This is a genomic window from Streptomyces jeddahensis (genome assembly GCF_001642995.1).
GTDB classification, from domain to species: Bacteria; Actinomycetota; Actinomycetes; order Streptomycetales; family Streptomycetaceae; genus Streptomyces; species Streptomyces jeddahensis.
On the sequence record NZ_LOHS01000058.1, the window covers coordinates 80982 to 106521 of the forward strand.

The following is a 25540-nucleotide window of genomic DNA, read 5'->3' on the forward strand; positions in this document are numbered from 1 at the left end:
GGTCCGGGCCGTTGTCAGTGGCGGGGTGCAGGATTGGGGCATGGTCAGGTCTGCGCACGGCGCCCTCGACGGCTTCTCCCCCGCGACCCGCGGCTGGTTCACGGGGGCCTTCTCCGCGCCCACGGCCGCCCAAGCCGGAGCGTGGGGTGCCATCGCGCAGGGTTCGGATGTGCTGGTGGTGGCCCCGACCGGCTCCGGCAAGACGCTGGCCGCGTTCCTCGCCGCCCTGGACCAGCTGGCGTCCACCCCGCCGCCGGCCGATCCGAAGAAGCGCTGCCGCGTGCTGTACGTCTCCCCGCTCAAAGCGCTCGCCGTCGATGTGGAGCGGAATCTGCGCAGCCCGCTGACCGGTATCCGCCAGGAGGCGGTGCGTCTGGGGCTGCCCGAGCCCGAGGTGAAGGTCGGCATCCGCTCCGGCGACACCCCGCCGGCCGAGCGCAGGGCGCTGGCCACCCGCCCCCCGGACATCCTGATCACGACGCCGGAGTCGCTGTTCCTGATGCTCACGTCGGCGACGCGCGATGCACTGACGGGCGTCGAGACGGTGATCCTGGACGAGGTGCATGCGGTCGCCGGCACCAAGCGCGGCGCGCATCTGGCGCTGACTCTGGAGCGGCTCGACGAGCTGCTGCCGCGGCCGGCTCGGCGTATCGGCCTGTCCGCGACGGTGCGCCCGGTGGACGAGGTCGCCCGTTTTCTCTCGCCGCGACGCAAGGTGGAGATCGTCCAGCCGGAGTCGGGCAAGGAGTTCGACCTCTCGGTGGTCGTCCCCGTCGAGGATCTGGGCGAGTTGGGCGGCTCCCCTGTCGCCGAGGCCGGTCAGGCCGCCGAGCGGCCGTCGATCTGGCCGCATGTCGAGGAGCGCATCGCCGATCTCGTGCAGGCCCATCGCTCGACGATCGTGTTCGCCAACTCGCGCCGCCTCGCCGAGCGGTTGTGCAACAGGCTCAACGAAATCGCGTACGAACGGGCGACGGGCGAGCCCTTGGAGGAGGCGCACGGACCGGCCGAGCTGATGGGCGGCTCGGGTGCGGCCCAGGGCGCCCCGCCGGTCATCGCCCGCGCGCACCACGGCTCGGTGTCCAAGGAGCAGCGCGCGCTCGTCGAGGAGGACCTCAAAGCGGGCAGGCTGCCCGCCGTCGTCGCCACGTCCAGTCTGGAGCTGGGCATCGACATGGGAGCGGTGGACCTCGTCGTGCAGGTGGAGTCGCCGCCGTCGGTGGCCTCCGGTCTGCAGCGGGTGGGCCGTGCGGGGCACCAGGTGGGCGCGGTCTCCACGGGCGTGGTCTTCCCGAAGTACCGGGGCGATCTGGTGCAGGCGGCCGTGGTCACCGAGCGCATGCGCACCGGCGCCATCGAGTCCCTGCGCGTCCCGGCCAACCCCCTGGACGTGCTGGCGCAGCAGCTCGTCGCCATGACGGCGATGGACACATGGCAGGTCGACGACCTGCTGGCCATGGTCCGCCGTGCGGCGCCCTTCGCATCGCTGCCGGAGTCTGCGTTCACGGCCGTGCTCGACATGCTGGCGGGCCGCTATCCGTCGGACGCCTTCGCTGAGCTGCGCCCGCGTGTGGTGTGGGACCGGGTCGCCGGCACGGTCTCGGGCCGTCCCGGCGCTCAGCGGCTGGCCGTCACATCGGGCGGCACGATTCCGGACCGCGGGCTCTTCGGGGTGTTCCTCGCCGGGTCGGACCCGAAGAAGGGTGGCGGCCGGGTCGGCGAGCTCGACGAGGAGATGGTGTACGAGTCGCGGGTGGGCGATGTCTTCACGCTGGGCACCACGTCCTGGCGCATCGAGGACATCACGCGTGACCGCGTGCTGGTGTCACCCGCGCCAGGCGTCCCTGGCAGGCTTCCGTTCTGGAAGGGCGACCAGCTGGGGCGCCCTCTCGAACTGGGCCGTGCGGTGGGCGCGTTCCTGCGCGAAGTCGGTTCGCTGCCCAAGGACGACGCCCGCCTCCGGCTGGTGGCCGCCGGCCTCGACGCCTGGGCCGCGGACAACGTCCTGGCGTATCTCGACGAGCAGCGCCAGGCCTGCGGTCATGTGCCCGACGACCGCACGATCGTGGTCGAGCGGTTCCGTGACGAGCTCGGCGACTGGCGAGTCGTCGTCCACTCCCCCTTCGGCGCCCAGGTCCACGCCCCGTGGGCGCTGGCGCTGGGCGCACGGCTCAGCGAGCGGTACGGCATGGACGCGCAGGTCATGCACGCCGACGACGGCATCGTGCTGCGCCTGCCGGACGCCGACCTGATGGGCCTCGACCTGCTTGACCAGGAGCCGATGAACGTCGGCACGGAGTACGACGCGGAGCAGGCACCCGTAGGCGCCGCGGATGTCGCCTTCGACAAGGACGAGGTCGACCAGATCGTCACCGACCAGGTGGGCGGCTCGGCCCTGTTCGCCTCGCGGTTCCGCGAGTGCGCGGCCCGCGCTCTGTTGCTGCCGCGCCGCAATCCCGGCAAACGCACCCCGCTGTGGCAGCAGCGCCAGCGGGCGGCGCAACTGCTGCAGGTGGCCAGCGAGTTCGGCTCGTTCCCGATCGTCCTCGAGGCGGTTCGGGAGTGCCTCCAGGACGTCTTCGACGTCCCCGGCCTCGCGGAGCTGATGGGCGACCTCGAGTCCCGGAAGGTCCGCCTCGTCGAGGTCACGACGCCCGAGCCGTCACCGTTCGCGCGCTCGCTGCTGTTCGGATACGTCGCCCAGTTCCTGTACGAGGGCGACTCGCCGCTGGCCGAGCGGCGCGCCGCAGCCCTGTCGCTGGACTCGCGTCTCCTCGCGGAGCTGCTGGGCCAGGCCGAGCTGCGCGAGCTGCTGGACGCCGATGTCCTGACCGAGCTGGAGCGGGAGCTGCAGTGGCTCACCGAGGACCGCCGCGCCAAGGACGTCGAGAGCGTCGCCGACCTGCTGCGTCTCCTCGGCCCGCTCACGGACGGCGAGCTGGCCGAGCGGGGCGCCGAGCCGCAGTGGGCGCAGGAGCTGGCGGGCGCCCGCCGCGTTATCCGCGTCCGTGTCGCGGGAGCGGACCACTGGGCGGCGATCGAGGATGCGGGCCGGCTGCGCGACGCGCTGGGCACCGCACTCCCCGTAGGCGTCCCCGAGGCGTTCACCGAGCCGGTGAAGGATCCGCTCGGCGATCTGCTCGCCCGGTATGCGCGCACGCACGGCCCGTTCACCTCGACGGCCGCAGCAGCCCGCTTCGGCCTCGGAATCGCGGTCACCGAGGGCGCCCTGCAGCGCCTGGCCGCGAGCGGCCGTCTCGTACAAGGCGAGTTCCACCCGGCGGGCATCGGCCAGGAGTGGTGTGACGCGGCGGTGCTGCGTCGGCTGCGCCGCCGTTCCCTCGCGGCGCTGCGCCATGAGCTGGAGCCGGTGCCACCTGCCGCGCTCGCCCAGTTCCTGCCGCAGTGGCAGCACCTGAGCGGGCACGGGTTGCGTGGTGTGGACGGACTGGTGCGGGCCATCGAGCAGCTGCAGGGCGCGTCGGTGCCGGCGTCCGCTCTCGAGAAGCTGGTCCTGCCCTCCCGGGTCTCGGACTACACGCCGTCGCTGCTCGACGAGTTGACGGCCGCGGGCGAAGTCGTGTGGGCGGGCGCCGGAGCACTCCCCGGCAAGGACGGCTGGGTCTCCCTCTACCTGGCCGACTCGGCTCCCCTGCTGCTCCCGCCGCCCCACCCGTTGGAGCTGACCGCCCTGCACGAGTCCGTCCTGAACACCCTCTCGGGAGGCTACGGACTCTTCTTCCGTCAGATCGCCGACCAGGTCCGGGCCACCACCCACCCGGACGTCACGGATCCCCAACTGGCCGACGCCATCTGGGACCTCGCCTGGTCGGGCCGGCTCACCAACGACACGCTCACCCCGATGCGCTCGCTCCTCGGCTCGGGTCGCACCGCCGGCTCCACGGCGCACCGGGCCAAGCGCTCCATCCCACGCGGCCGCTACGGCGCGCTGACGGCCGCCGCCCGCCCCGCCTCCCGCTCCGGCCCGCCCACCGTGGCCGGGCGCTGGTCGCTGCTCCCTCCGCGCGAGCCGGACCCGACGCTGCGCGCTCACGCCCTCGCGCGTGTCCTCCTCGACCGGCACGGTGTCGTGACCCGGGGCGCGGTCGCCGCGGAGGGCGTGGAAGGCGGCTTCTCGGCGACGTACCGGATCCTGTCGGCCTTCGAGGAGAGCGGTCAGGCGCGCCGCGGGTATGTCGTCGAGGGGCTCGGCGCCGCGCAGTTCGCCATGGACGGTGCGGTGGACCGGCTGCGCGCCGCGGCCACCGCGCAGGAGCGCGGCGAGACCATACCCGGCCCCGACGCGGCGGTGTTCCCGAGCGACCCGGGCGCCTTCCCGGACGGCTACCGCGGCGGGCCGGCCGCCCCAGGATGGGCCCCCGCCCGCTCGCGGTCGAGTGGTCCTCGGACCGTGGTCCTCGCGGCCGCCGACCCGGCGAACGCCTATGGCGCGGCCCTGTCCTGGCCCGAGCCACCGGCGGGTGCCGGGCACAAGCCCGGGCGCAAGGCCGGCTCGCTGGTCGTCCTGGTCGACGGCGAGCTGGCCCTGTACATGGAGCGCGGCGGCAAGACGCTGCTGGCCTGGCCCGGCGCCGCGGACGACCACGCCGCGGACGATCCGCGCCTGCGCGCGGCCGCCGAGTCCCTCGCTGCCGCGGCCCGGGCCGGTTCACTCGGCACCATCACGGTGGAGCGGATCAACGGCGGCTCGGCTCTGACATCCCCCTTCGCACCCCTCCTGGAAGGAGCAGGCTTCCACGCGACGCCGCGCGGCCTGCGCATACGGGCCTGACGGGTGGGCACCCACGGTCCTTCTCGTGCGCGCCCACCCGTACCCGCGGCCCAGACCACCCCACCGCACCAGCCCCACCACCCGACCATGCCACCCTTGACCCATGCCCGAAGGAGACACCGTCTGGCAGACCGCCCATCAGCTGCACGCCGCCCTCGCGGACCATGTGCTGATCCGGTCCGACCTGCGCGTACCCAGGTACGCTACGGCCGACCTCACGGGCCGGGCGGTTCTGGACGTCACCCCGCGCGGGAAGCATCTGCTCACCCGTGTCGAGGGCGGGCTGACCCTGCACTCGCACCTCGGTATGGAGGGCTCCTGGCGGGTGTACGCCCCGGGTGAACGCTGGCGGGGCGGTCCCGGACACCAGATCCGGGCGATCCTCGGCACCACCCACAGCACGGCCGTCGGCTACCGCCTCCCCGTACTGGAACTGCTCCGCACCACCGACGAGCACAAGGCCGTCGGCCATCTCGGCCCCGACCTGCTCGGGGCGGACTGGGATCCCGACCTCGCCCTGCGCAACCTGCTCCGGGACCCGGCCCGCGCCATCGGTGAGGCACTGCTCGACCAGCGCAACCTCGCGGGCATCGGCAACGTGTACAAGAGCGAGCTCTGCTTCCTCCTGCGTGTCACGCCCTGGCTTCCCGTCGGCGAGCTCACCGATGACGCCGCCACGAAGCTGCCCATGCTCGCCAAGAAGCTCCTGGAGGCCAACCGCGACCGGCTGTCCCGCTCCACCACGGGCCACCGCGACCAGCGCCTGTACGTCTACGGCCGTGCGCCACGTCCCTGCCTGCGCTGTCGCACCCCCATCCGCTTGGCCGACCAGGGCGACGGAGGCCGGGAACGCCCCACCTACTGGTGTCCGGCCTGCCAACGCGGGCCCACACCCCGCTAGGGCAGCGAAGGCCCGCGTTCCGGTTGGTCTTACGAAGCAGCGGCATCGCGAGTAATTGACGGGTCGTCAGAAATACTCGTACCGTCGTTTCATGTCCGTCAACTCCGTGAACGCGTACGACCTCACCGGACGAACCGCTTTCGTCACCGGCGCCGCAAGCGGCATAGGGCGAGCCAGCGCCGTGCTCCTCGCGGCGGCCGGGGCCGCCGTCCACTGCGCGGACCGCGACATCTCGGGCCTCGACGAGACAGCCGCCCTGATCAAGGACGGGGGCGGCACCGCCCACACGCACCCGCTCGACGTGACGGACCAATCGCAGCTGGCCAGGGCCGTCGCGGCAGCGGGCCAACTCGACGTCATGGCCGCCATCGCCGGGATCATGCATCGCAGCCCCGTCCTGGAGACGCGCGACGAGGACCTGGACCGCGTCCTGAGCGTCAACTTCAAGGGCGTGCTGTACGCGTGCCAGGAGGCGGCCCGCTCCATGATCGCGACCGGCACACGGGGCAGCATCGTCACCATGGCGTCGGGGGCCGTCGACACCGGCGGCCCCGGCCTGCTCTGCTACGGGGCGGCGAAGGCGGCGGTCGTCCAGCTCACCAAGACCCTCGCCACGGAGGTGGGGCCGCACGGCATCCGCGTGAACGCCGTGGCCCCCGGCTGGATCCGCACACCCATGACCGACCGCGATGACGCCGGCAGCCAGGCCCGCACCGAGGGACTCATGGCCCGCATGTCTCCGCTGGGCCGCGTGGGAGAACCGGAGGACATCGCCCATGCGGTCCTCTACCTGGCCTCCGACGCCTCGTCCTTCACCACCGGTCAGATTCTCCGCCCGAACGGCGGCGTCGCCATGCCCTGGTAGCCCGCATTCCGCCCTCTGTCGCCATACTGCAAGGCCTAGGAACCGGCATACTGCAAGGCCTAGGAGCCGGGGCCACCCGAACCGGCGGGCCGGGGCCCCCGATGCCGCGGCTGCCGGCGCTTCAGACGTGCGAGCAAGTGCACCGCCCCTACGACCCTCGTCGCTCGCGATTTGGGCACACAGTGCACCGGCAGCAGGCTGAGTCCCCAGCCGCCCACGGCCACGGCGGCTTCCAGCGCCCCGGCGTCCGGCACGAGCGTGAGCCGGAGCACGGCCCACCACCACAGCGCGCCCAGCCCCAGAGCCGGCGCCCAGCGCACGATCCGCCCTGCCATGGCCGCCACCTCCAGCCGACGCCGGCCGGCGCCTCGTATGCCGCCGACCGCCAGATGCCGGTGCCCGGCGCTGCGCCTCACCCCGCGCATCAAGTGCCCAGTCAGGCGCCGCCCAGTCAGCCGCCCAGCCGCTCTCCGCCGTCCTCTGCCTGGAACATCCAGTGATGCTTCTCGAGATCCGCCGTGATGCCGATGAAGACGTCCTGGCTCACGGGATCCGCATCACCGGTGGCGGCGATCCGCTCCCGCATACGCGTGATCACGGCACCCAGGGCCTCCACGAGCGCGCCCACCGCCTCCGTGTCCTTGATCCAGCCTTCCGGCACCGCGCCGATTCCGCTGCTGCCCGCCACGGTCGCCGCTCGCCCGTCGGGCGGTACGCCGAGCGTGGAGGCCCGCTCCGCCACGGTGTCAGAGTGCAGGCGTGCCGTGTCCACGACCTCGTCGAGCTGCAGATGCACGGAGCGGAAACGCGGGCCGACCACGTTCCAGTGGATCTGCTTCGCGATGAGGGAGAGATCCACGAGGTCGACGAGCGCCCCCTGCAACGCCTCGGACACGGTCTTCAGTTCCGCCTCCGACAAGGGGCTCTTCACGGAGTACATCCGAAATTCCTCCATATCTCGGGTATCTGGAGCGTCTCGCTGAACTCACCGATCGCACGGCTGCGCGTACGTTCAGGTCCGGACCGGCACATGCGCGGAATCCCCGAGTTTCCGAATGACCGCTACTCCACCAGGAGCAGCGGCCACAAAGACCCAGCTGCCACAACCATGGCATAAGCGGATGAATTAGGTCACATCAGAACAGATCTCTGATGCTGCCGAATCAGGACCCTGACGCCCCCATACAGCGAAAGCCCCGGCCGAGAAGCACATCCGGGACGAACTCCCGAACAGCCCCGGCCGGGGCTTCCACACAAGCGTGAGCGTCACGCGGCGACGACGTCCACTGCCTCCGCCGGCGCCTTGATCGTCACCCGTTCCGGTGGCACACCGGTCACCGAGACGGAGTTGAGCATCGGGCGTACCGGTGCGCGCACCGGCTCGCTGACTGCTGCAGACTCGGCCAGCTCAGCGAGGGCGAGCTCGTCGCTCACCTCGCGCATGAGCTCGGACATCCGTACGTCAAGCGCGTCGCAGATGGCGGAGAGCAGCTCGGAGGAAGCCTCCTTCTGCCCCCGCTCCACCTCGGAGAGATAGCCGAGTGAGACTCGGGCGGACGAGGAGACTTCGCGCAGAGTACGGCCCTGGCGTTGGCGCTGCCGACGCAGCACGTCACCCAGCAGGCGACGGAGCAGAATCATCGGTGGCTCCCTCCTCGGACCGTGTAGCCGCATCCTTCACGCCCCACCGTACCGCCTTGCGCCGCGGCCGTGCGGGGAGCGATGTCGTGTTCACTCAGGGCTGCAAACATCAAGTCCCCCCGTTCTCTTCCGTATCCTGTGCCCGCGCATTCCCGGATTGTTCGCCGACGAGCTGCTCGAGCAACATCGCCAGTACGCTCCGTACACTCTCCATACGGATTTCCGCGCGGTCGCCGTTCAATCGCAGTGCGGCCACTTTGCCGCTGCCGACGGGTCCGCGAACCGCCACATAAACCGTACCGACAGATTTACCGTCCTGCGGTTCGGGCCCGGCAACGCCGGTCGTCGCGATGCCCCAGTCCGCACCGAGCGCATCGCGCACGCCGGCCGCCATCTGCAGGGCCACCTCGGGATCCACAGCTCCGCACTCGGCCAATCGGGCGCCGTCGACGCCCAGCAGCTTCTGCTTGAGATCCGTGGCGTACGCGGTCACCGACCCTCTGAACGCCTTGGAGGCCCCGGGTGTTCCCGTGACCTGCGCCGCGACCAGGCCGCCGGTGAGCGACTCGGCGATGGCGAGCGTCTCGCCCCTCACCCTCAGTAGCCGCACCACTTCGGCAGCCGCGGTGGTCACCGCTCGGACTCCTCGGACTCCTCGGACCCCTCGCGCCCCGACCTGTCATCCGCCGCCCGTCTGGCCCCCGCGCGCTCGTCAACGGCGCGGTCGGCGGAGCCGTCGTCCAGGGAACGGTCGTCCGGGGAGCCCTCGCCCGGGGCACGGTCATCGCCCACGGAGGACTCCGCCGTCTCCCGCTCGGCCGCTCCCCGCTCTGCCGTCTCCCCCTCTGCCGCCTTTCCGCGTCGCCGCAGGACCACGGCCTGTTTCACATAGTCAAGGCCGGTCCCCACGGTGAGCGCGACCGCCGCGGCCATCACCCAGAACCGCAGCGTGGCGAGCGGCCCGGTCAGAGCCAGGATGTACATCCCGACGGCGACGCCCTGGGTCAGTGTCTTGAGTTTGCCGCCGCGGCTGGCCGGGATCACCCCGTACCGAATGACCCAGAAGCGCAGCAGCGTGATCCCCAGCTCGCGCCCGAGGATCACCCCGGTGACCCACCAAGGCAGATCGCCCAGGCCCGAGAGGCAGATCAGAGCCGCACCCATGATCGCCTTGTCGGCGATGGGGTCGGCGATCTTCCCGAAGTCCGTGACGAGGTTGTACGTCCGAGCCAGATGGCCGTCGAACAGGTCGGTGATCATGGCGATGGCGAAGCTCGCCCAGGCGAGGGACCGCCACGCGGGGTCGTATCCGCCGCCGGCGAGCATGAGCATCACAAACGCGGGCACCAGCAGCAGCCGGGCCATGGTGAGGAGGTTGGCGATGTTCCAGATGCTGGCCTCGTTGACGGCCGCGGCGCCCAGCTTTCCACCGCGCACCGGCTTCGTCCCCTGAGCGCCCGGTGCGCCGGAGCCGCCTGCCGCGGACGCCGGCACTCCGGTCATCTGCCCGCCTCCTCGGTACACGCGCGAGAGCCCTGCAGCGGCTCGGCGACCAGATCGACACCCTCGGTGCCGACCACCTTCGCCTCGACCATAAGTCCGACGCGCAGGCCTTCGCCGCTCGTGAACACCACCTGGCCGTCGGTCTCGGGCGCCTGGTGCGCCGCCCGGCCGACCACGCCCTCCTCGCCGTCGACGGACTCGACGAGCACCTCGAGGGTCTCACCCATGCGCTCCTCGGCCCGCTGCGAGGTCAGCTCCTCCGCGAGCCGCGAGATGTGCGCGAGCCGCTCGGCGACGACGTCCTCGTCCAGCTTGTTCTCGTACGTCGCCGCTTCCGTGCCCTCCTCGTCGGAGTACCCGAAGACACCGATCGCATCCAGCCGGGCGCCCATGAGGAACCGCTCCAGCTCCGCCAGGTCGTCCTCGGTCTCACCGGGGAAGCCCACGATGAAATTGGACCGTACACCGGCCGCCGGGGCCTTGGCGCGGATCTGGTCGAGCAGGTCCAGGAACCGGTCGGTGTCGCCGAAGCGCCGCATGGCGCGCAGCACGCCGGGCGCGGAGTGCTGGAAGGAGAGATCGAAGTAGGGCGCGACCTTCTCCGTGGAGGTGAGCACGTCGATCAGCCCGGGCCGCATCTCGGCGGGCTGCAGATAGCTGACGCGGACACGCTCGATCCCGTCCACGGCGGCGAGCTCGGGCAGGAGCGTCTCCAGGAGCCGGATGTCGCCGAGGTCCTTGCCGTACGAGGTGTTGTTCTCGGAGACCAGCATGATCTCCTTGACGCCCTGCTCGGCGAGCCAGCGCGTCTCGCCCAGCACGTCGGAGGGGCGCCGCGAGATGAACGATCCGCGAAACGACGGGATGGCGCAGAACGAGCAGCGTCGGTCGCAGCCGGAGGCGAGCTTCACCGAGGCGACGGGGCTCGCACCGCCGAGCCGCCTCCGCAGGGGCGCCCGCGGCCCGGAGGCTGGAGCCACACCCTCAGGGAGGTCCGGGACCTCGGTGGACTCGCCGTGCCCGGGAAGTGCCACACCGGAGGCGGACTGCCGCTCCGCCGGGGTGATCGGCAGCAGCTTGCGCCGGTCGCGCGGGGTGTGCGCGGCGTGGATGCCGCCGCTCAGGATGGTCTGGAGGCGGTCGGAGATGTCGGCGTAGTCGTCGAAGCCGAGCACGCCGTCCGCCTCGGGCAGCGCCTCGGCGAGCTCTTTGCCATACCGCTCGGCCATGCAGCCGACCGCCACCACCGCCTGGGTGCGGCCATGGTCCTTGAGGTCGTTGGCCTCGAGGAGGGCGTCCACGGAGTCCTTCTTCGCGGCCTCCACGAAACCACAGGTGTTGACCACGGCCACGTCCGCTTCCGCGGCGTCCTCGACGAGCTCCCAGCCGTCCGCCTCCAAGCGGCCTGCGAGCTCCTCCGAGTCCACCTCGTTACGGGCGCAGCCAAGCGTGACTAGGGCGACGGTGCGGCGTTCGGGCATGGACCCCAGACTACTTCGTCCCGCCGACAGCCCCCGCCGGGAGGGTTACCTCAAGATCGCCCGATGGTCGCCCTCCCGCCGCCCGCTGCTCACCCGGCCTCGGGGTCGCCCTTCGTGTACGTCAGCCGCTCGACCTGTCCGGCTTCGAACTTGTCTTCGATGGGCTTGCCGTTCACGGCGAGCTGGATCGCGCCCGCGTTGCCCAGTACGAGGTCGATCTGCTGCTTGTCCTCGAAGGTCTTCGTCTGCCCCTGCTCCAGAGTTCCGTCGAACAGCAGCCGCCCGTTGGCATCCTTGGCGGAGATCCAGCTGCGGCCGCCGGCCGCGCTCACCATGACCGTGACCTTGTCCGCGGGCGCCGCCGCGATCGCACTGTCCGACGGGTCGGGCTTGGTCTCCTCGGTCTTGGTGGGGCTGGGCTTGGGCGTCGGCTTGCCGCTGCCCGCCGTCGATCCCTCGGCGACGTGCGTCGACCCGCCCTCGCTGTCCCCACCGCTGAACAGCGTGAATCCGACGAAGCCGATCACGGCGACGATCGCGGCGACCATGGCCGCCGTCCAGTTGGGGCGGCGCGGCTCGGGCCGGATGCGCTCAGCCTCGAACATCGGTGCGGCCGGGGTCGGAGCGGGCCGCGCGCCGTGCTCGGCCGCGTACTGCTCGAGGAGCGGCGCCGGATCGATGCCGACCGCACGCGCCAGCGTCTTGATGTGGCCGCGCGCGTACACATCGCCGCCGCAGCGGGTGAAGTCGTCCTGTTCGATCGCATGCACGATCGGGACGCGCACCCGCGTGACAGTACTGACTTCTTCGATGGTCTGTCCGGCGTCGATGCGCGCCTGCTGGAGGATCCGGCCGATGGAGGGACGTTCGTCTGCGAACAGGCGGTCGTCTTCCGACGGGCGGTCGTCGTGTGGGGAGTTGCCGATGGACACGGGGGCGCCTTTCGAGCGTGTAGCCACCTGCTGGATGTTCAGTCTAGGGGGGGTACAAAAGGGTGGGGCAACCGGGCGGTCGCCGTTTGTACGCCAACAGCATGGACCGACATGCCGATGGTGGGACATGGTGCCTTCCCTTCCTCAACTTGACGTATGCGGAAGGGAAACGGTTGCTTTCCGTCGTCCTGCGATTGACGTTTTCTGTCGTCCTACGGTTGAGCTTCCCCACGGATCACCGCGAGCACTCCGTCCAGCTCATCCGGCTTCACAAGAACGTCACGCGCCTTGGACCCCTCGCTGGGCCCGACGATGTTCCGTGACTCCATCAGGTCCATCAGCCGGCCCGCCTTTGCAAAGCCGACGCGCAGCTTGCGCTGGAGCATGGAGGTGGACCCGAACTGCGTGGAGACCACGAGTTCCGCGGCCTGGCACAGCAGGTCCAGGTCGTCGCCGATGTCCTCGTCGATCTCCTTCTTCTGCTTGCTGCCGACGGTGACGTCGTCGCGGAAGACCGGCGCCATCTGGTCCTTGCAGTGCTGGACGACGGCCGCGACCTCCTCCTCGGTCACGAAGGCGCCCTGCATACGCGTCGGCTTGTTCGCGCCCATCGGCAGGAACAGCCCGTCGCCCTTGCCGATGAGCTTCTCGGCGCCCGGCTGGTCGAGGATGACGCGGCTGTCAGCGAGCGAGGAGGTGGCGAAGGCGAGCCGCGACGGCACGTTCGCCTTGATGAGGCCGGTGACGACGTCGACCGAGGGCCGCTGGGTCGCCAGCACGAGATGGATGCCGGCGGCGCGCGCGAGCTGCGTGATGCGCACGATCGCGTCCTCGACGTCGCGCGGCGCCACCATCATCAGGTCCGCGAGCTCGTCGACGATGACCAGCAGATACGGGTACGGCTGCAGCTCGCGCTCGCTGCCCTCGGGCAGCTTCACCTTGCCGTTGCGGACGGCCTGGTTGAAGTCGTCGATGTGCCGGAACCCGAAGGCCGCGAGGTCGTCGTAGCGCAGGTCCATCTCGCGCACGACCCACTGCAGCGCCTCGGCGGCCCGCTTGGGGTTGGTGATGATCGGCGTGATGAGGTGCGGGATGCCCTCGTACGCGGTGAGCTCGACGCGCTTGGGGTCGACCAGGACCATCCGGACGTCCTCGGGCGTCGCACGCACCATGACCGAGGTGATGAGGCAGTTGATGCAGGACGACTTTCCGGAACCGGTCGCACCGGCCACGAGAACATGCGGCATCTTCGCGAGGTTCGCCATCACATAGCCGCCCTCGACGTCCTTGCCGAGCGCGACCAGCATCGGGTGGTCGTCCTCGGCGGCGTCCGCGAGGCGCAGCACGTCACCGAGGTTGACCATCTCACGGTCGGTGTTGGGGATCTCGATGCCGACCGCGGACTTGCCGGGGATCGGCGAGATGATCCGCACATCCGGGCTGGCCACTGCGTACGCGATGTTCTTGGTCAGAGCCGTGATCCGCTCGACCTTCACGGCGGGGCCGAGCTCGACCTCGTAGCGCGTGACCGTCGGGCCGCGCGTGAAGCCGGTGACGGCGGCGTCGACCTTGAACTCGGAGAACACCTGGGTGAGCGAGGCGACGACCGCGTCGTTGGCGGCGCTGCGCGCCTTGCCGGGCCCGCCGCGCTCGAGCAGGTCCAGCGAGGGCAGCGCGTACGTGATGTCGCCGGAGAGCTGGAGCTGTTCGGCGCGGGGCGGCAGCTCGCGCGGCGCCTCGGGAGCGGCCTTGGTCAGGTCGGGCACGGCGGACAGGCGTTCGGCCGCCTGCGCGGCACCGCTCTGAGCCGCGTCCTTCACCGAGGCCTTGGCAGCGTCCCGCTCGGCATCCTTGGTACGTGCGTTCGGTACCGGCACGGACTGCTCGCGCTCGGCCCGGTCCGCCGCGACACCCTGCGTGAGGTCGGCGACCAGCGGCGAGGGCGGCAGACCGTGCAGGACGGCACCGTCGAGCGCGGCCGCCGCGGCCGCGGCCACATCGACGGCATCCATGGGCCGGTCCAGTGCGGGCTGCACCGGGGCCCTGCGCGGCCTGCGCCGCCTGGACGACAGGGCCTCCTCCTCCGCCTGCTCCGGGTCGTACGCCTCCGGGGAGGACGGCCCGCGCCGCCGGGAGCGGGTGGGCAGGGCCTGGCGCCACTGGTCGTCGTACCGTTCGTCGTCCTCGGATCCGTACGCGCCGTCCTCGGCCGCCGGCTGGATGACCCCGAGCTTCGTGCCGAGCAGCCGCAGGCGCTGCGGGATGGCGTTGACGGGTGTGGCCGTGACGACGAGCAGACCGAAGACCGTCAGCAGGATGAGCAGCGGGAGGGCGAGGACCTCGCCCATGGTGTAGATCAGCGGGGTCGACGCGGCCCATCCGATGAGCCCGCCGGCGTCCCTTATGGCCGCGCTTCCGTCGCCGCGCCCCGGCGCGCCGCAGGCCATGTGGACCTGTCCGAGCACGCCGACGACGAGCGCGGACAGGCCGATCACGATGCGTCCGTTCGCCTCGGGCTTCTCAGGGTGCCGGATGAGGCGTACGGCGATACCGGCGAGCAGTATCGGCACGAGCAGGTCGAGACGGCCGAAGGCGCCGGTCACAAGGAGCTCGACGAGGTCGCCGACCGGACCGCGCAGGTTCGACCAGGTGCCGGCGGCGACGATCAGCGCGATGCCGAGCAGGAGGAGCGCGAGGCCGTCCTTGCGGTGCGCCGGGTCGAGCCCCTTCGCGCCACGCCCTATGCCGCGGAACATCGCTCCCACGGCGTGTGCGACGCCCAGCCACAGGGCGCGCGCGAGCCGGTACACGCCCCCGGTCGGACTGGGGGCCGGCTTCGGCGCGGGCTTGGCTGCCGCCTTCTTCGCGGGCGCCCGCTTCGCTGCCGTCTTCTTGGCGGGCGACTTCTTCGCAGGGGCCTTCTTCGCCGCAGCTTTCGTCGGAGCTGCCGCCTTCTTCGCGGGCGACTTCTTGGCTGCGGACTGACGTGAGGCCATGGGTGTGAGGTTACCGTCGGGGACCCCAGGGGACACGTGTGCCCACCGCTTCACCCGTTCGTGTCGCCCATGGTGCGGCGGTGACCTGACGGCCCCTCAGGGGTTCGGTACGCGTCCCAGAGGGCTCAGTTCTGCGAAGGCAGCGACGGCGCGCCCGTCCCCGTGCCCGGCTCGAGGGCGTCCAGGGCCCTGCGCAGGCCGGTCAGTTTGCGTTCGAGATGGGCGGCGGTAGCCACCGCTGCCGCGTCCGCGGAGTCGTCGTCGAGCTGCTTCGACAGCGCTTCGGCCTGCTCCTCGACGGCCGCGAGCCGCGCGGAGAGCTCGGCCAGCAGTCCGGCGGGTTCCTTGGCGTCGCCGACCGCGGACTTGCCGCCGCCCTCGAGCTGGAGCCTGAGCAGGGCGGCCTGCTCCCGCAGTTGACAGTTCTTCATGTAGAGCTCGACGAACACCGAGACCTTGGCGCGCAGCACCCAGGGGTCGAACGGCTTGGAGATGTAGTCCACCGCGCCCGCCGCATAGCCCCGGAAGGTGTGGTGCGGGCCGTGGTTGATGGCGGTGAGGAAGATGATCGGGATGTCCCGGGTCCGTTCCCGCCGCTTGATGTGCGCGGCGGTTTCGAAACCGTCCATGCCCGGCATCTGAACATCCAGCAGAATGACCGCGAAATCGTCCGTGAGCAGTGCTTTGAGCGCTTCCTCCCCGGACGATGCCCGCACCAGCGTCTGATCGAGCGCAGAGAGGATGGCCTCCAGCGCCAGCAGATTCTCCGGCCGGTCATCGACCAGGAGGATCTTGGCCTTCTGCACCATGGCCCGCCCTCCTCGTCCCGGCAGTGCACCGGGCGCCGCCCCAGGGGACGACTCCCTAGCGCCGTCCGCCCTTGTGCCGGTCATGGTAGCCGCACCCCGCCTGTCGCCACACCCTGTCACCGCGATGTCACTGTGCACGTAGCAGAAACGCGGTGGGGGACCAGAAGGTTCCCCGAATCCCGCACTTCTACACGACCTCGGGCACAGTCAGTCAGCAAGTGGACAGCGCCCGTCCGCCACCCGGTCACTCCTCGCGCATCCACTGCTCCATCACGGAGAGCAGATGGTCCGGATCGACCGGCTTCGTCACATAGTCGGAAGCCCCGGACTCGATGGCCTTCTCCCGGTCGCCCTTCATGGCCTTCGCGGTGAGCGCGATGATCGGCAGTCCGGCGAACTGGGGCATCCTGCGGATCGCCGTCGTCGTCGCATATCCGTCCATCTCGGGCATCATGATGTCCATCAGTACGACCGTCACATCGTCGTGCTGCTCCAGGACTTCGATGCCTTCGCGGCCGTTCTCCGCGTACAGCACGGACAGTCCGTTCTGCTCCAGGACGCTGGTCAGGGCGAAGACGTTGCGGATGTCGTCGTCGACGATCAGCACCTTCTCGCCGTCGAACTGCAGGCCGCGGTGCTCCTGGGGCGTCGGCTCCTGTCCGGCGCCGCCCGCCCAGCCGTCCTGCGCCGCCGACTGGCCCGGCAGGGCGGCCCGCTGGTCGGCGGCCGCCACAGCCCGGCGCCGACGCCTGAACATCGCTGCGGGCCCGTTCTGCGTGTCGCGGTACGACTTGACCTCGGCGGGCGTCTCGGCCGCGGAGGCCGTCAGCTCGCGCACGGACGCCGCCGTGTCGCCCGGCTCGATCACCGGAGCGAGCTGCGGGTAGCCCTGCGGCGGCAGTTCGGTCGGGTACAGCGGCAGATAGAGCGTGAACGTCGAGCCGCGTCCCGGCTCGCTCTGGGCGTGGATCTCGCCGCCCAGCAGCCGCGCGATCTCCCGGCTGATGGACAGCCCGAGGCCCGTACCGCCGTACTTGCGGCTCGTCGTGCCGTCGGCCTGCTTGAACGCCTCGAAGATCACACGCATCTTGCTGGCCGCGATGCCGATGCCGGTGTCGGCGACGGAGAACGCGATCAGATCGGCGTCCGCATCACGCAGCGACCCCGCCTCGAGCAGCTGCTCCCGGATGGCGATGGGCACGTCGTTGCCGGCCGGACGGATCATCAGCTCGACGGCTCCCGAGTCGGTGAACTTCACCGCGTTGGACAGCAGGTTGCGCAGGACCTGCAGCAGCCGCTGCTCATCCGTGTGCAGCGTCGCGGGCAGCTCCGGCGAGACGCGTACGGAGAAGTCGAGACCCTTCTCCGCGGTGAGCGGCCGGAACGTCGCCTCCACGTAGTCCACGAGCTGGACGAGCGCGATACGCGTCGGAGAGACGTCCATCTTTCCGGCCTCGACCTTCGACAGGTCGAGGATGTCGTTGATCAGCTGCAGCAGATCCGAACCGGCGCCGTGGATGGTCTCCGCGAACTCGACCTGCTTCGGGGAGAGATTGCCCTCGGCGTTGTCCGCGAGCAGCTTGGCCAGGATCAGCAGCGAGTTGAGCGGCGTGCGCAGCTCGTGCGACATGTTCGCCAGGAACTCGCTCTTGTAGCGCATCGAGACCGCGAGCTGCTCGGCACGCTCCTCGAGGACCTGGCGCGCCTCCTCGATCTCGGTGTTCTTGACCTCGATGTCGCGGTTCTGACGAGCCAGCAGCTCGGCCTTCTCCTCCAGTTCGGCGTTGGAGGCCTGAAGTGCCTTCTGCCGCTGCTCCAGTTCCTCCGAGCGCAGCCGGAGCTGCTCGGTGAGCTCCTGCGACTGCTTGAGCAGCAACTCGGTCTTCTGGTTGACGCTGATGGTGTTGACGCTCGTCGCGATCATCTCGGCGATCTGGTTGAGGAAGTCCTTCTGGATCTGCGTGAACGGCTGGAACGACGCCAGCTCGATCACACCGAGGACCGTTCCTTCGAAGAGCACCGGCAGCACGATGACATGCGCGGGCGGCGCGTCCCCGAGCCCGGAGGCGATCTTCAGATAGCCGGGCGGGACGTTCTCCACCAGGATCGTCCGCTTCTCCTTGGCCGCGGTGCCGATCAGGGTCTCGCCGGGCCGGAAGGAGGTCGGCATGGAGCCCATCGAGTAGCCGTAACTGCCCAGCATGCGCAGCTCGTACGCGTCCTCCTGGGTCGCGGCGCCCAGATCTTTGCCGTCGTCCATGGGCATCGCCACGAAGAACGCGCCGTGCTGCGCGGAGACCACCGGCGTCAGCTCGCTCATGATGAGCGAGGCGACGTCCTCGAGGTCGCGGCGTCCCTGCATCAGACCCGAGATACGGGCCAGGTTGCCCTTCAGCCAGTCCTGTTCCTTGTTGGCGAGGGTGGTGTCGCGCAGGTTCGCGATCATCGTGTTGATGTTGTCCTGCAGGACCTGGATCTCGCCGGCCGCGTCGACGTCGATCTTGAGGTTGAGGTCGCCGCGGGTCACCGCGGTGGCCACGGCCGCGATGGCGCGCACCTGACGGGTCAGGTTGCCGGCCATCTCGTTCACGGACTCGGTGAGGTCGCGCCAGGTTCCATCGACGTCACGCACGCGTGCCTGGCCGCCCAACTGGCCTTCCGTACCCACCTCGCGGGCCACCAGGGTGACCTGCTCGGCGAAGCTGGAGAGCTGGTCGACCATCGTGTTGATGGTGGTCTTCAGTTCGAGGATCTCACCGCGGGCATCGATGTCGATCTTCTTCGTCAGATCGCCCTTCGCGATGGCGGTGGTCACCATCGCGATGTTGCGGACCTGGCCCGTCAGGTTGGACGCCATCGAGTTCACGGACTCGGTGAGGTCCTTCCACGTTCCGGACACGCCCGGCACGCGCGCCTGGCCGCCGAGGATGCCGTCCGTGCCCACCTCGCGCGCCACGCGCGTGACCTCGTCCGCAAACGAACCCAGCGTCTTCACCATCGTGTTGACGGTGTCCGCGAGCTGGGCGACCTCGCCACTCGCCTCGACCGTGACCTTCTTGGTGAGGTCGCCGTTCGCCACCGCCGTGGTGACCTGGGAGATCTGGCGCACCTGGGTGGTCAGGTTGTTGGCCATCAGGTTGACGTTGTCGCTGAGGTCCTTCCAGATGCCCGTGACGCCGGGCACCCGGGCCTGGCCGCCCAGCTGGCCCTCGGTGCCCACCTCGCGGGCCACCCGGGTCACCTGCTCGGCGAAGTTCGACAGCTGGTCGACCATCGTGTTGACGGTGGTGACGAGTTCGAGGATCTCGCCCTTGGCGTCGACGGTGATCTTCTTCGACAGGTCGCCGCGCGCGACCGCGGTCGTGACCTCGGCGATGTTGCGCACCTGCATGGTGAGGTTGTTCGCCATGCCGTTCACGGACTGCGTGAGGTCCTTCCAGGTGCCGGAGACACCCTTCACCTCGGCCTGGCCGCCGAGGATACCCTCCGTACCCACCTCGCGCGCCACGCGCGTGACCTGCTCGGCGAAGTTCGACAGCTGGTCCACCATCGTGTTGAGGGTGTTCTTCAGCTCCAGGATCTCGCCGCGCGCGTCCACGTCGATCTTCTGCGACAGGTCACCGCGCGCCACCGCCGTCGCGACCTGCGCGATGTTGCGGACCTGCGCGGTGAGGTTGCCGGCCATGCCGTTCACGGAGTCCGTGAGATCACGCCACACGCCTGCGACGCCGGGCACCTGGGCCTGACCGCCGAGCCGGCCCTCCGTACCCACCTCACGGGCCACCCGGGTCACCTGGTCGGCGAACGCGGACAGCTGGTCGACCATCGTGTTGATGGTGTTCTTCAGCTCCAGGATCTCGCCGCGCGCGTCCACGTCGATCTTCTGCGACAGGTCACCGCGCGCCACCGCCGTGGTGACCTGCGCGATCTGCCGCACCTGCGACGTCAGGTTCCCCGCCATGAAGTTGACGGAGTCCGTCAGCTCCTTCCAGGTGCCGCTGACGCCGTCCACGCGGGCCTGACCGCCCAGCCGGCCCTCGGTGCCCACCTCGCGCGCCATACGCGTGACCTGGTCGGCGAAACTCGAGAGCTGGTCCACCATCGTGTTCACGGTGTTCTTCAGCTGGAGCATCTCGCCGGAGACGTCGACGGTGACCTTCTGCGACAGGTCGCCGTTCGCCACCGCCGTCGTCACCTGGGCGATGTTGCGCACCTGAGTGGTGAGGTTGCGGAAGACCGTGTTCACCGAGTCGGTGAGGTCCTTCCACGTACCCGCCGCGCCCGGCACGTTCGCCTGGCCGCCGAGCCGCCCCTCCGCGCCGACCTCGTTCGCCACGCGCGTGACCTCGTCGGCGAACGTGCGCAGCGTCGCGGTCATCTGGTTGATGGTCTCGGCCAGCTGTGCGACCTCGCCACGCGCGCTGACCGTGACCTTCTGCGACAGGTCGCCGTTGGCGACGGCCGTGGTGACCTGAGCGATCCCCCGCACCTGCGCGGTGAGATTGCCGGCCATGAGGTTCACCGAATCGGTGAGGTCCTTCCACACGCCCGCCACACCAGGCACCTGCGCCTGCCCGCCGAGCTCGCCCTCCGTGCCCACCTCGCGCGCGACACGGGTCACCTCGGAGGAGAAGGACGACAGCTGGTCCACCATCGTGTTGACGGTGTTCTTCAGTTCGAGCATCTCGCCGGCGACATGGACGGTCACCTTGCGCGACAGATCACCCTTCGCGACCGCGGTCGTCACGAGAGCAATGTCACGCACCTGCGCCGTCAGCCGGTACGCCATGGTGTTGACCGAATCCGTGAGGTCCTTCCACGAACCGGACATACCGCGCACCCGGGCCTGCCCGCCCAGCTTGCCCTCCGTACCGACCTCGCTGGCGACGCGCGTGACCTCGTCGGTGAACGTGGACAGCTGGTCCACGAGGTTGTTGACGGTGCGCCCGACCTTCAGGAACTCGCCGCGCAGCGGATGTCCGCTGCCCTCCGGCCCCTGTGAGCGCAGCTCCATGCGCTGCTGGAGGTCGCCCTCCGCCACCGCGGACAGCACCCGGCCGACCTCGGACACGGGCCGTACGAGGTCGTCCACGAGCGCGTTCGACGCGTCGATCGCCGCCGCCCAGGACCCCTCACAGGCGCCCACCTCGAGGCGCTCTGTGAGCTTTCCCTCACGGCCGACGACGCGGCGCACCCGGGAGAGCTCTCCCGTCAGATGGAGGTTCCGGTCGGCGACTTCGTTGAAAACCGCCGCGATCTCGGACATCACGCCGTCACCCGAGACCGTGAGCCGTTTGCGGAAGTTACCGTCCCGCATCGACACCAGCGCCGCGAGGAGCCGGTTGAGAGCCGCGGTGTCCACCGCGGTGGTCCCGTTGCGTGGTGTGCGCTGCTTGTTCAGGGACTGTCCGCCTTTCGCGCGCGTCTTAGTGCTCCGCGTCGCTGCGCCAGACTCCACTGTGTCCCTCCCGCAGGGGTCGACCTCTTGCCGGGCTGTCTCTTCAAGCCTGCCCAGTGTTTCACCATGCCGGAACCAGGCCATAACAGTTCGGCAGCTTCGCACACCGTCCGCACACCCTCCGGGCGGAAACACCGCGACCGGCATCCGCATGGACGGTGAAGGTAAGTAACCTTGCATGCGGCTGTCCAACCACCCCGGTCCGCCCGGCCTGGGCTGGTGGCCGGAACGAACGGGCAAAACGGAGGGGCGGCCTCAGTATGACCACAGGAGACCTGGGCGTCGACACTCGGACGAGGAGTTCTGTGATCACCGCGCGCGCGGCTGCCACCTTCGACCCCGTCGGGCGTTCTGTAGCGACTGCCCGCTCCTTCGTCCGCGACACCCTCCAGGGATGGGGGTTCACCGACATCGTCGACGACGCGGTGGTCCTCACCAGCGAACTGGTCACCAATGCCGTGGTGCACGCCGGCACCGCCGCGGAGGTCCTCTGTCTTCGCACCGACGACGGCGCACGCATCGAAGTCGCCGACCGCTACCCGGAGCGTGAGATTCCTCTCCAGCAGTCGCTCGCGACGATGGGCAGCCCTGACCGCGAGGGCGGCAGGGGACTGCAGCTGTGCGCGGCCCTCGCCTCCCGCTGGGGCGTCGAGTACACCGCCACGCACAAACAGGTCTGGTTCCAACTCGACCTTCCGGAACGCCCGGTGGGCATCCATACCGCCAGCCCCTCGCTCCCCACCGACCTGCTGCCGCTGGCCGACGGCCGCGTTCGGGTCGCGGTCATCCAGATCGACCGCACCACCACCGTCACCGCCTGGAACGAGGACGCCGAGGAACTCTTCGGGTACGCCGCGGAGCAGGTCACCGGCAAGCCCCTCACGGATTTCGCGGCCTGGCCGCACACCCCCGGCACCAGCACCGGGATCGCCGAGGCCCTCCAACTCTCCCGCTGGGAGGGCAGTTACGGCATCCGCGGCGCCGACGGCCGCGTGACGCCTGTCTACGCCTCGCATCTACGGGTCCGCGACACCGACGGCGACCCGTCCACCGTCTGCCTTCTCGTACGCGACCACGAGCGCGCCGTCCTGCAGACCCCGCTGCGTGGCCCCGCCCACCCGGACCCCGCACATCTGACCGAAGGCCATGCCGCGGACCCTTTCGAGGTGTTCATCGGCTCACCCGCACCGGACGACCTGGACGGGCTCCTGCAGCGCACGGTGGAGCGCGCCCGGGACATGCTCGACGGCGACGCCGCGTTCCTCCTGCTGGCCACCGACGACGAGACGGAGCTGGAGGTCCGCGCCTCCACGGGCCTGCCGTCGGCCCGCCAGCGCTTCGCCCGCGTCCCCGTCGAGGCCGGGCCCGGCCGTTACGGTTCGGCACGCATGCCGTCCGTCCATGAAGACCTCGCGGACGTCCCCGGCGCCGTGCCGCTCCTCAACGGCACGGGCATGCGCTCCGTCGTCACGGTCCCGCTGAAGGTCGAGGGGCGCCTCACGGGCTCCCTCGGCGTAGCGGCGGAAGCGCCCGACCGGTACTCCAACGAGGAGGCCCTGCGCCTGCAGTTCGCAGCCGACCGCATCGCCCTGGCCGTGGAGTCCGCGCGCCTGGGCGAGCTGGAGAGGCTGCGCCGCGGCTCCCTGTCCTTCCTCGTAGAGGCCTCCGACCTCCTCGCGGGCACCCTGGACCGCGACCAGACCCTGGCGCTCATGGCCCAGATGACGGTCCCGACCCTCGCCACGTGGTGCGCGGTCTACACGATCGCCGACCAGTCATCCGAGCCGTACCTCTCGTACGTCCTGCACGAGGACGAGGAGCGCATCGACGGCCTCAAGGCGCTCCTGTCGCGCATCGCCCCGCCCGACCCGGTCCCGACACCGGGCGCACGCGTGTGGAACACCCCCACCGAGGCCGCCCACGAGGCGGCGCTGCGCACCTCGATGCGCAGCCTGGGCCTGGGCGAGCCGGCCAGCGTGAGCTCCGGCATCGGTACGACGCTGGCGACCGCGTCCGCGGTCGGCGGAGAGACCGTCGTCCTGCCGCTGGTGGCCCGCAACCGCGTCATCGGCATGCTGACGCTCGGCAAGCCCTCCGACGAACACTTCCGCCAGGAGATCCTCGAACTCGCCGAGGACCTCTCCCGCAGGGCCGCCCTCGCCCTCGACAACGCCCGCCTGTACTCGGAGCGCACGGCGATCAGCCAGTCCCTCCAGCGCAGTCTGCTCCCGCCGGAGCTCCCCCACGTACCGGGCGTCGAGGTCGAGGTCATCTACCGCGCGGCCGGCGAGGGCAACGAGGTCGGCGGCGACTTCTACGACCTGTTCCCCATCCGCGACGGCGCGTACGGCTTCGCGATCGGCGACGTCTGCGGCACGGGACCGGAGGCGGCGGCCGTCACGGGCCTGGCCCGGCACGCCCTGCGCCTGCTGGCACGCGAGGGCTTCGGCGGACCTGCCGTCCTGGAACGTCTCAACGCCGCGATCCTCGACGAGGGCGCCCGCAGCCGCTTTCTGACGCTCCTGTACGGCGAGTTGTGGCCCCAGGAGGACGGCTCGGCCGTCCTGAAGGTCGTCTGTGCCGGCCACCCTCTGCCGCTCCGCCTTCGCCAGGACGGCACCGTGGAACCCGCTGCCGAACCGCAACCGCTCCTTGGCGTCATGGAGGATCTGGAGCTGTACGAGCAGACGGTCGTCCTCGACCCGGGCGATGTCCTGCTGTGCGTGACCGACGGCGTCACGGAGCGCCGCGAAGGCTCGCGCATGCTCGGCGACGACGGCCTCACAGACGTCCTGACCACCTGCACGGGCCTCACGGCCGGGGCGGTCGCCGCCCGCATCATGCGCGCCGTGGAGCGCTTCGCGTCAGACGCGCCCTCGGATGACATGGCGATTCTGGCGATGCGGGTACCGGGCCTTCACAAGGACTGAGCCCCGGCTGGGAAACAAAAAGGCCTCCGCCCGATGGGCGGAGGCCTTGTTCTGTGGAGCCCCCAAACGGAATCGAACCGTTGACCTTCTCCTTACCATGGAGACGCTCTGCCGACTGAGCTATAGGGGCCGGCCGCCTTACGCGGTTTCCCGCGCGGCAACGAAATAAATCATACCCCGAACTCACGTGTGCTCCGAACCGACGCCCACGGCCTCAGAACGCAGGCTGCAGCAGACCGCCGAGCGCATTGCAGGCCGAGACGATCCGGTGCATCTCGCGCCGCGAAAGAGAGGCGTCGACGGGCAGTGCCAGAGTCTCGTCGGCAGCCCGCTCGGTCTCCGGCAGACACACATCACGCCGGAATCCGGGAATGCGGTGCAGAGGCGTCTTGACGGGCACTCGGCCGTCAACTCCCCTGGCGCGTATGGCTCGTGCGAACGCGTCCCGGTCAGGCCGCCCGTTTCCGGGAACCCGGACGACGTACTGCTGATAGGTGTGCCGCTCACTGCCGATGGGCGTTACGACTCCGCTGAGGCGCTGGTCGAGGTAGGCGGCATGCGATCGCCGCTGCGCCACCCCGTCACTCAGTGGCGCGTCCAACTCGCTGTGCTCCAGCACGAGAAGACCGTGCCGCTGACCGAGGCTCCGCATAGCGTCGACGTCAGCGGGCCGCCCGAAGCGATGGACGACGACGACCGCCGCCGTACGGTGCGATATGACGGCCGCAACGGCGGCGGGATCGAGGCAGTACGTAACCGGGTCTATGTCACCGAAGACAGGTACGGCTCCGGCCAGGACCACGGCCTCGGCCACTTCGACGTTCCCGAACGCCGGCACCACGACCTCGTCACCGGGTCCGATGCCCGCGGCCCTCAGCAATCCAACTGTCCCCATGGGGCGATGCTGACCGCGCAACGTGAACGCAAGATGACGCAAAACAAAAAGGAGCTGGTCCCCCGACCGAAGTCGGGGGACCAGCTCACTCAAAGATTGTTCGGCGGCGTCCTACTCTCCCACAGGGTCCCCCCTGCAGTACCATCGGCGCTGTGAGGCTTAGCTTCCGGGTTCGGAATGTAACCGGGCGTTTCCCTCACGCTATGACCACCGAAACACTATGAAACTCTCAACCAGGCAGGCCACACACCGTGGCATTGGTTGTTCGTGGTTTCAGAACCAACACAGTGGACGCGAGCAACTGAGGACAAGCCCTCGGCCTATTAGTACCAGTCAA

The 25540-nt window shown here is 70.1% G+C and carries 15 protein-coding genes, 1 tRNA gene and 1 rRNA gene; 4 read left to right on the top strand and 13 right to left on the bottom strand.

Annotated features, from left to right (window positions below):
* The first annotated feature begins 40 nt into the window (after positions 1–40).
* The 3 genes from STSP_RS09725 (at position 41) to STSP_RS09735 (ending at position 6558) form a co-directional block, all read left to right on the top strand.
* Positions 41–4792: an ATP-dependent helicase gene (locus STSP_RS09725; protein ID WP_067274797.1), complete on the top strand. Its 4752-nt coding sequence runs from the start codon at positions 41–43 to the stop codon at positions 4790–4792.
* Between the two features lie 103 nt (positions 4793–4895).
* Positions 4896–5693 (top strand): DNA-formamidopyrimidine glycosylase family protein, encoded by a 798-nt coding sequence (locus STSP_RS09730; protein ID WP_067274800.1) that lies wholly within the window; start codon positions 4896–4898, stop codon positions 5691–5693.
* 91 nt (positions 5694–5784) lie between these two features.
* Positions 5785–6558, top strand: coding sequence for an SDR family NAD(P)-dependent oxidoreductase (locus STSP_RS09735; RefSeq protein WP_067274803.1), 774 nt, complete (start codon positions 5785–5787; stop codon positions 6556–6558).
* A gap of 59 nt (positions 6559–6617) precedes the next feature.
* Here STSP_RS09735 and STSP_RS36830 read toward each other — a convergent pair whose 3' ends face one another.
* From STSP_RS36830 to STSP_RS09785, 10 genes are all read right to left on the bottom strand, one after another.
* Positions 6618–6893, bottom strand: coding sequence for a hypothetical protein (locus STSP_RS36830; RefSeq protein ID WP_157902801.1), 276 nt, complete (start codon positions 6891–6893; stop codon positions 6618–6620).
* A gap of 116 nt (positions 6894–7009) precedes the next feature.
* Complete coding sequence (locus tag STSP_RS09745; RefSeq protein WP_067274806.1) at positions 7010–7498, bottom strand: Dps family protein; 489 nt, start codon at positions 7496–7498, stop codon at positions 7010–7012.
* Between the two features lie 326 nt (positions 7499–7824).
* On the bottom strand, positions 7825–8199 hold the full coding sequence (locus tag STSP_RS09750; protein ID WP_067274808.1) for a helix-turn-helix domain-containing protein: 375 nt from the start codon (positions 8197–8199) through the stop codon (positions 7825–7827).
* Positions 8200–8308: 109 nt separating this feature from the next.
* The gene (locus STSP_RS09755) at positions 8309–8833 is read right to left on the bottom strand and encodes a CinA family protein (RefSeq protein ID WP_067274811.1); all 525 of its coding nucleotides are present in this window, start codon (positions 8831–8833) and stop codon (positions 8309–8311) included.
* Positions 8830–9702 carry a CDP-diacylglycerol--glycerol-3-phosphate 3-phosphatidyltransferase gene (gene pgsA / locus STSP_RS09760; RefSeq protein WP_078067024.1) on the bottom strand — a complete coding sequence of 291 codons (873 nt, stop codon included), beginning with the start codon at positions 9700–9702 and terminating at the stop codon, positions 8830–8832. Before pgsA ends, STSP_RS09755 begins: the two co-directional genes overlap by 4 nt.
* Positions 9699–11183 carry a 30S ribosomal protein S12 methylthiotransferase RimO gene (gene rimO, locus STSP_RS09765; protein WP_067274813.1) on the bottom strand — a complete coding sequence of 495 codons (1485 nt, stop codon included), beginning with the start codon at positions 11181–11183 and terminating at the stop codon, positions 9699–9701. The genes pgsA and rimO overlap by 4 nt, the downstream gene beginning before the upstream one ends.
* A gap of 89 nt (positions 11184–11272) precedes the next feature.
* Positions 11273–12115, bottom strand: a complete 843-nt coding sequence (locus STSP_RS09770; protein WP_067274816.1) for a helix-turn-helix domain-containing protein — start codon at positions 12113–12115, stop codon at positions 11273–11275.
* A 212-nt stretch (positions 12116–12327) separates the two neighbouring features.
* Positions 12328–15111, bottom strand: coding sequence for a DNA translocase FtsK (locus STSP_RS09775; protein ID WP_067274819.1), 2784 nt, complete (start codon positions 15109–15111; stop codon positions 12328–12330).
* Positions 15112–15236: 125 nt separating this feature from the next.
* Entirely contained in the window at positions 15237–15920 is a 684-nt protein-coding gene (locus tag STSP_RS09780) for a response regulator (RefSeq protein ID WP_067274821.1), read from the bottom strand.
* 244 nt (positions 15921–16164) lie between these two features.
* Positions 16165–21282 carry a HAMP domain-containing protein gene (locus tag STSP_RS09785; RefSeq protein WP_067274824.1) on the bottom strand — a complete coding sequence of 1706 codons (5118 nt, stop codon included), beginning with the start codon at positions 21280–21282 and terminating at the stop codon, positions 16165–16167.
* A gap of 356 nt (positions 21283–21638) precedes the next feature.
* Here STSP_RS09785 and STSP_RS09790 point away from each other — a divergent pair, with 356 nt between their 5' ends.
* Positions 21639–24308: a SpoIIE family protein phosphatase gene (locus STSP_RS09790; RefSeq protein ID WP_232789567.1), complete on the top strand. Its 2670-nt coding sequence runs from the start codon at positions 21639–21641 to the stop codon at positions 24306–24308.
* Positions 24309–24362: 54 nt separating this feature from the next.
* Here the strand turns inward: STSP_RS09790 and STSP_RS09795 are convergent.
* The 3 genes from STSP_RS09795 to rrf all read right to left on the bottom strand — a co-directional run bounded on the left by STSP_RS09795 (position 24363) and on the right by rrf (position 25418).
* A tRNA-Thr gene (locus tag STSP_RS09795) sits at positions 24363–24438 on the bottom strand.
* 84 nt (positions 24439–24522) lie between these two features.
* Positions 24523–25203, bottom strand: coding sequence for a DegT/DnrJ/EryC1/StrS family aminotransferase (locus STSP_RS09800; protein WP_232789568.1), 681 nt, complete (start codon positions 25201–25203; stop codon positions 24523–24525).
* Positions 25204–25301: 98 nt separating this feature from the next.
* Positions 25302–25418: ribosomal RNA gene (gene rrf / locus STSP_RS09805) — 5S ribosomal RNA — on the bottom strand.
* Between the last annotated feature and the right edge of the window lie 122 nt (positions 25419–25540).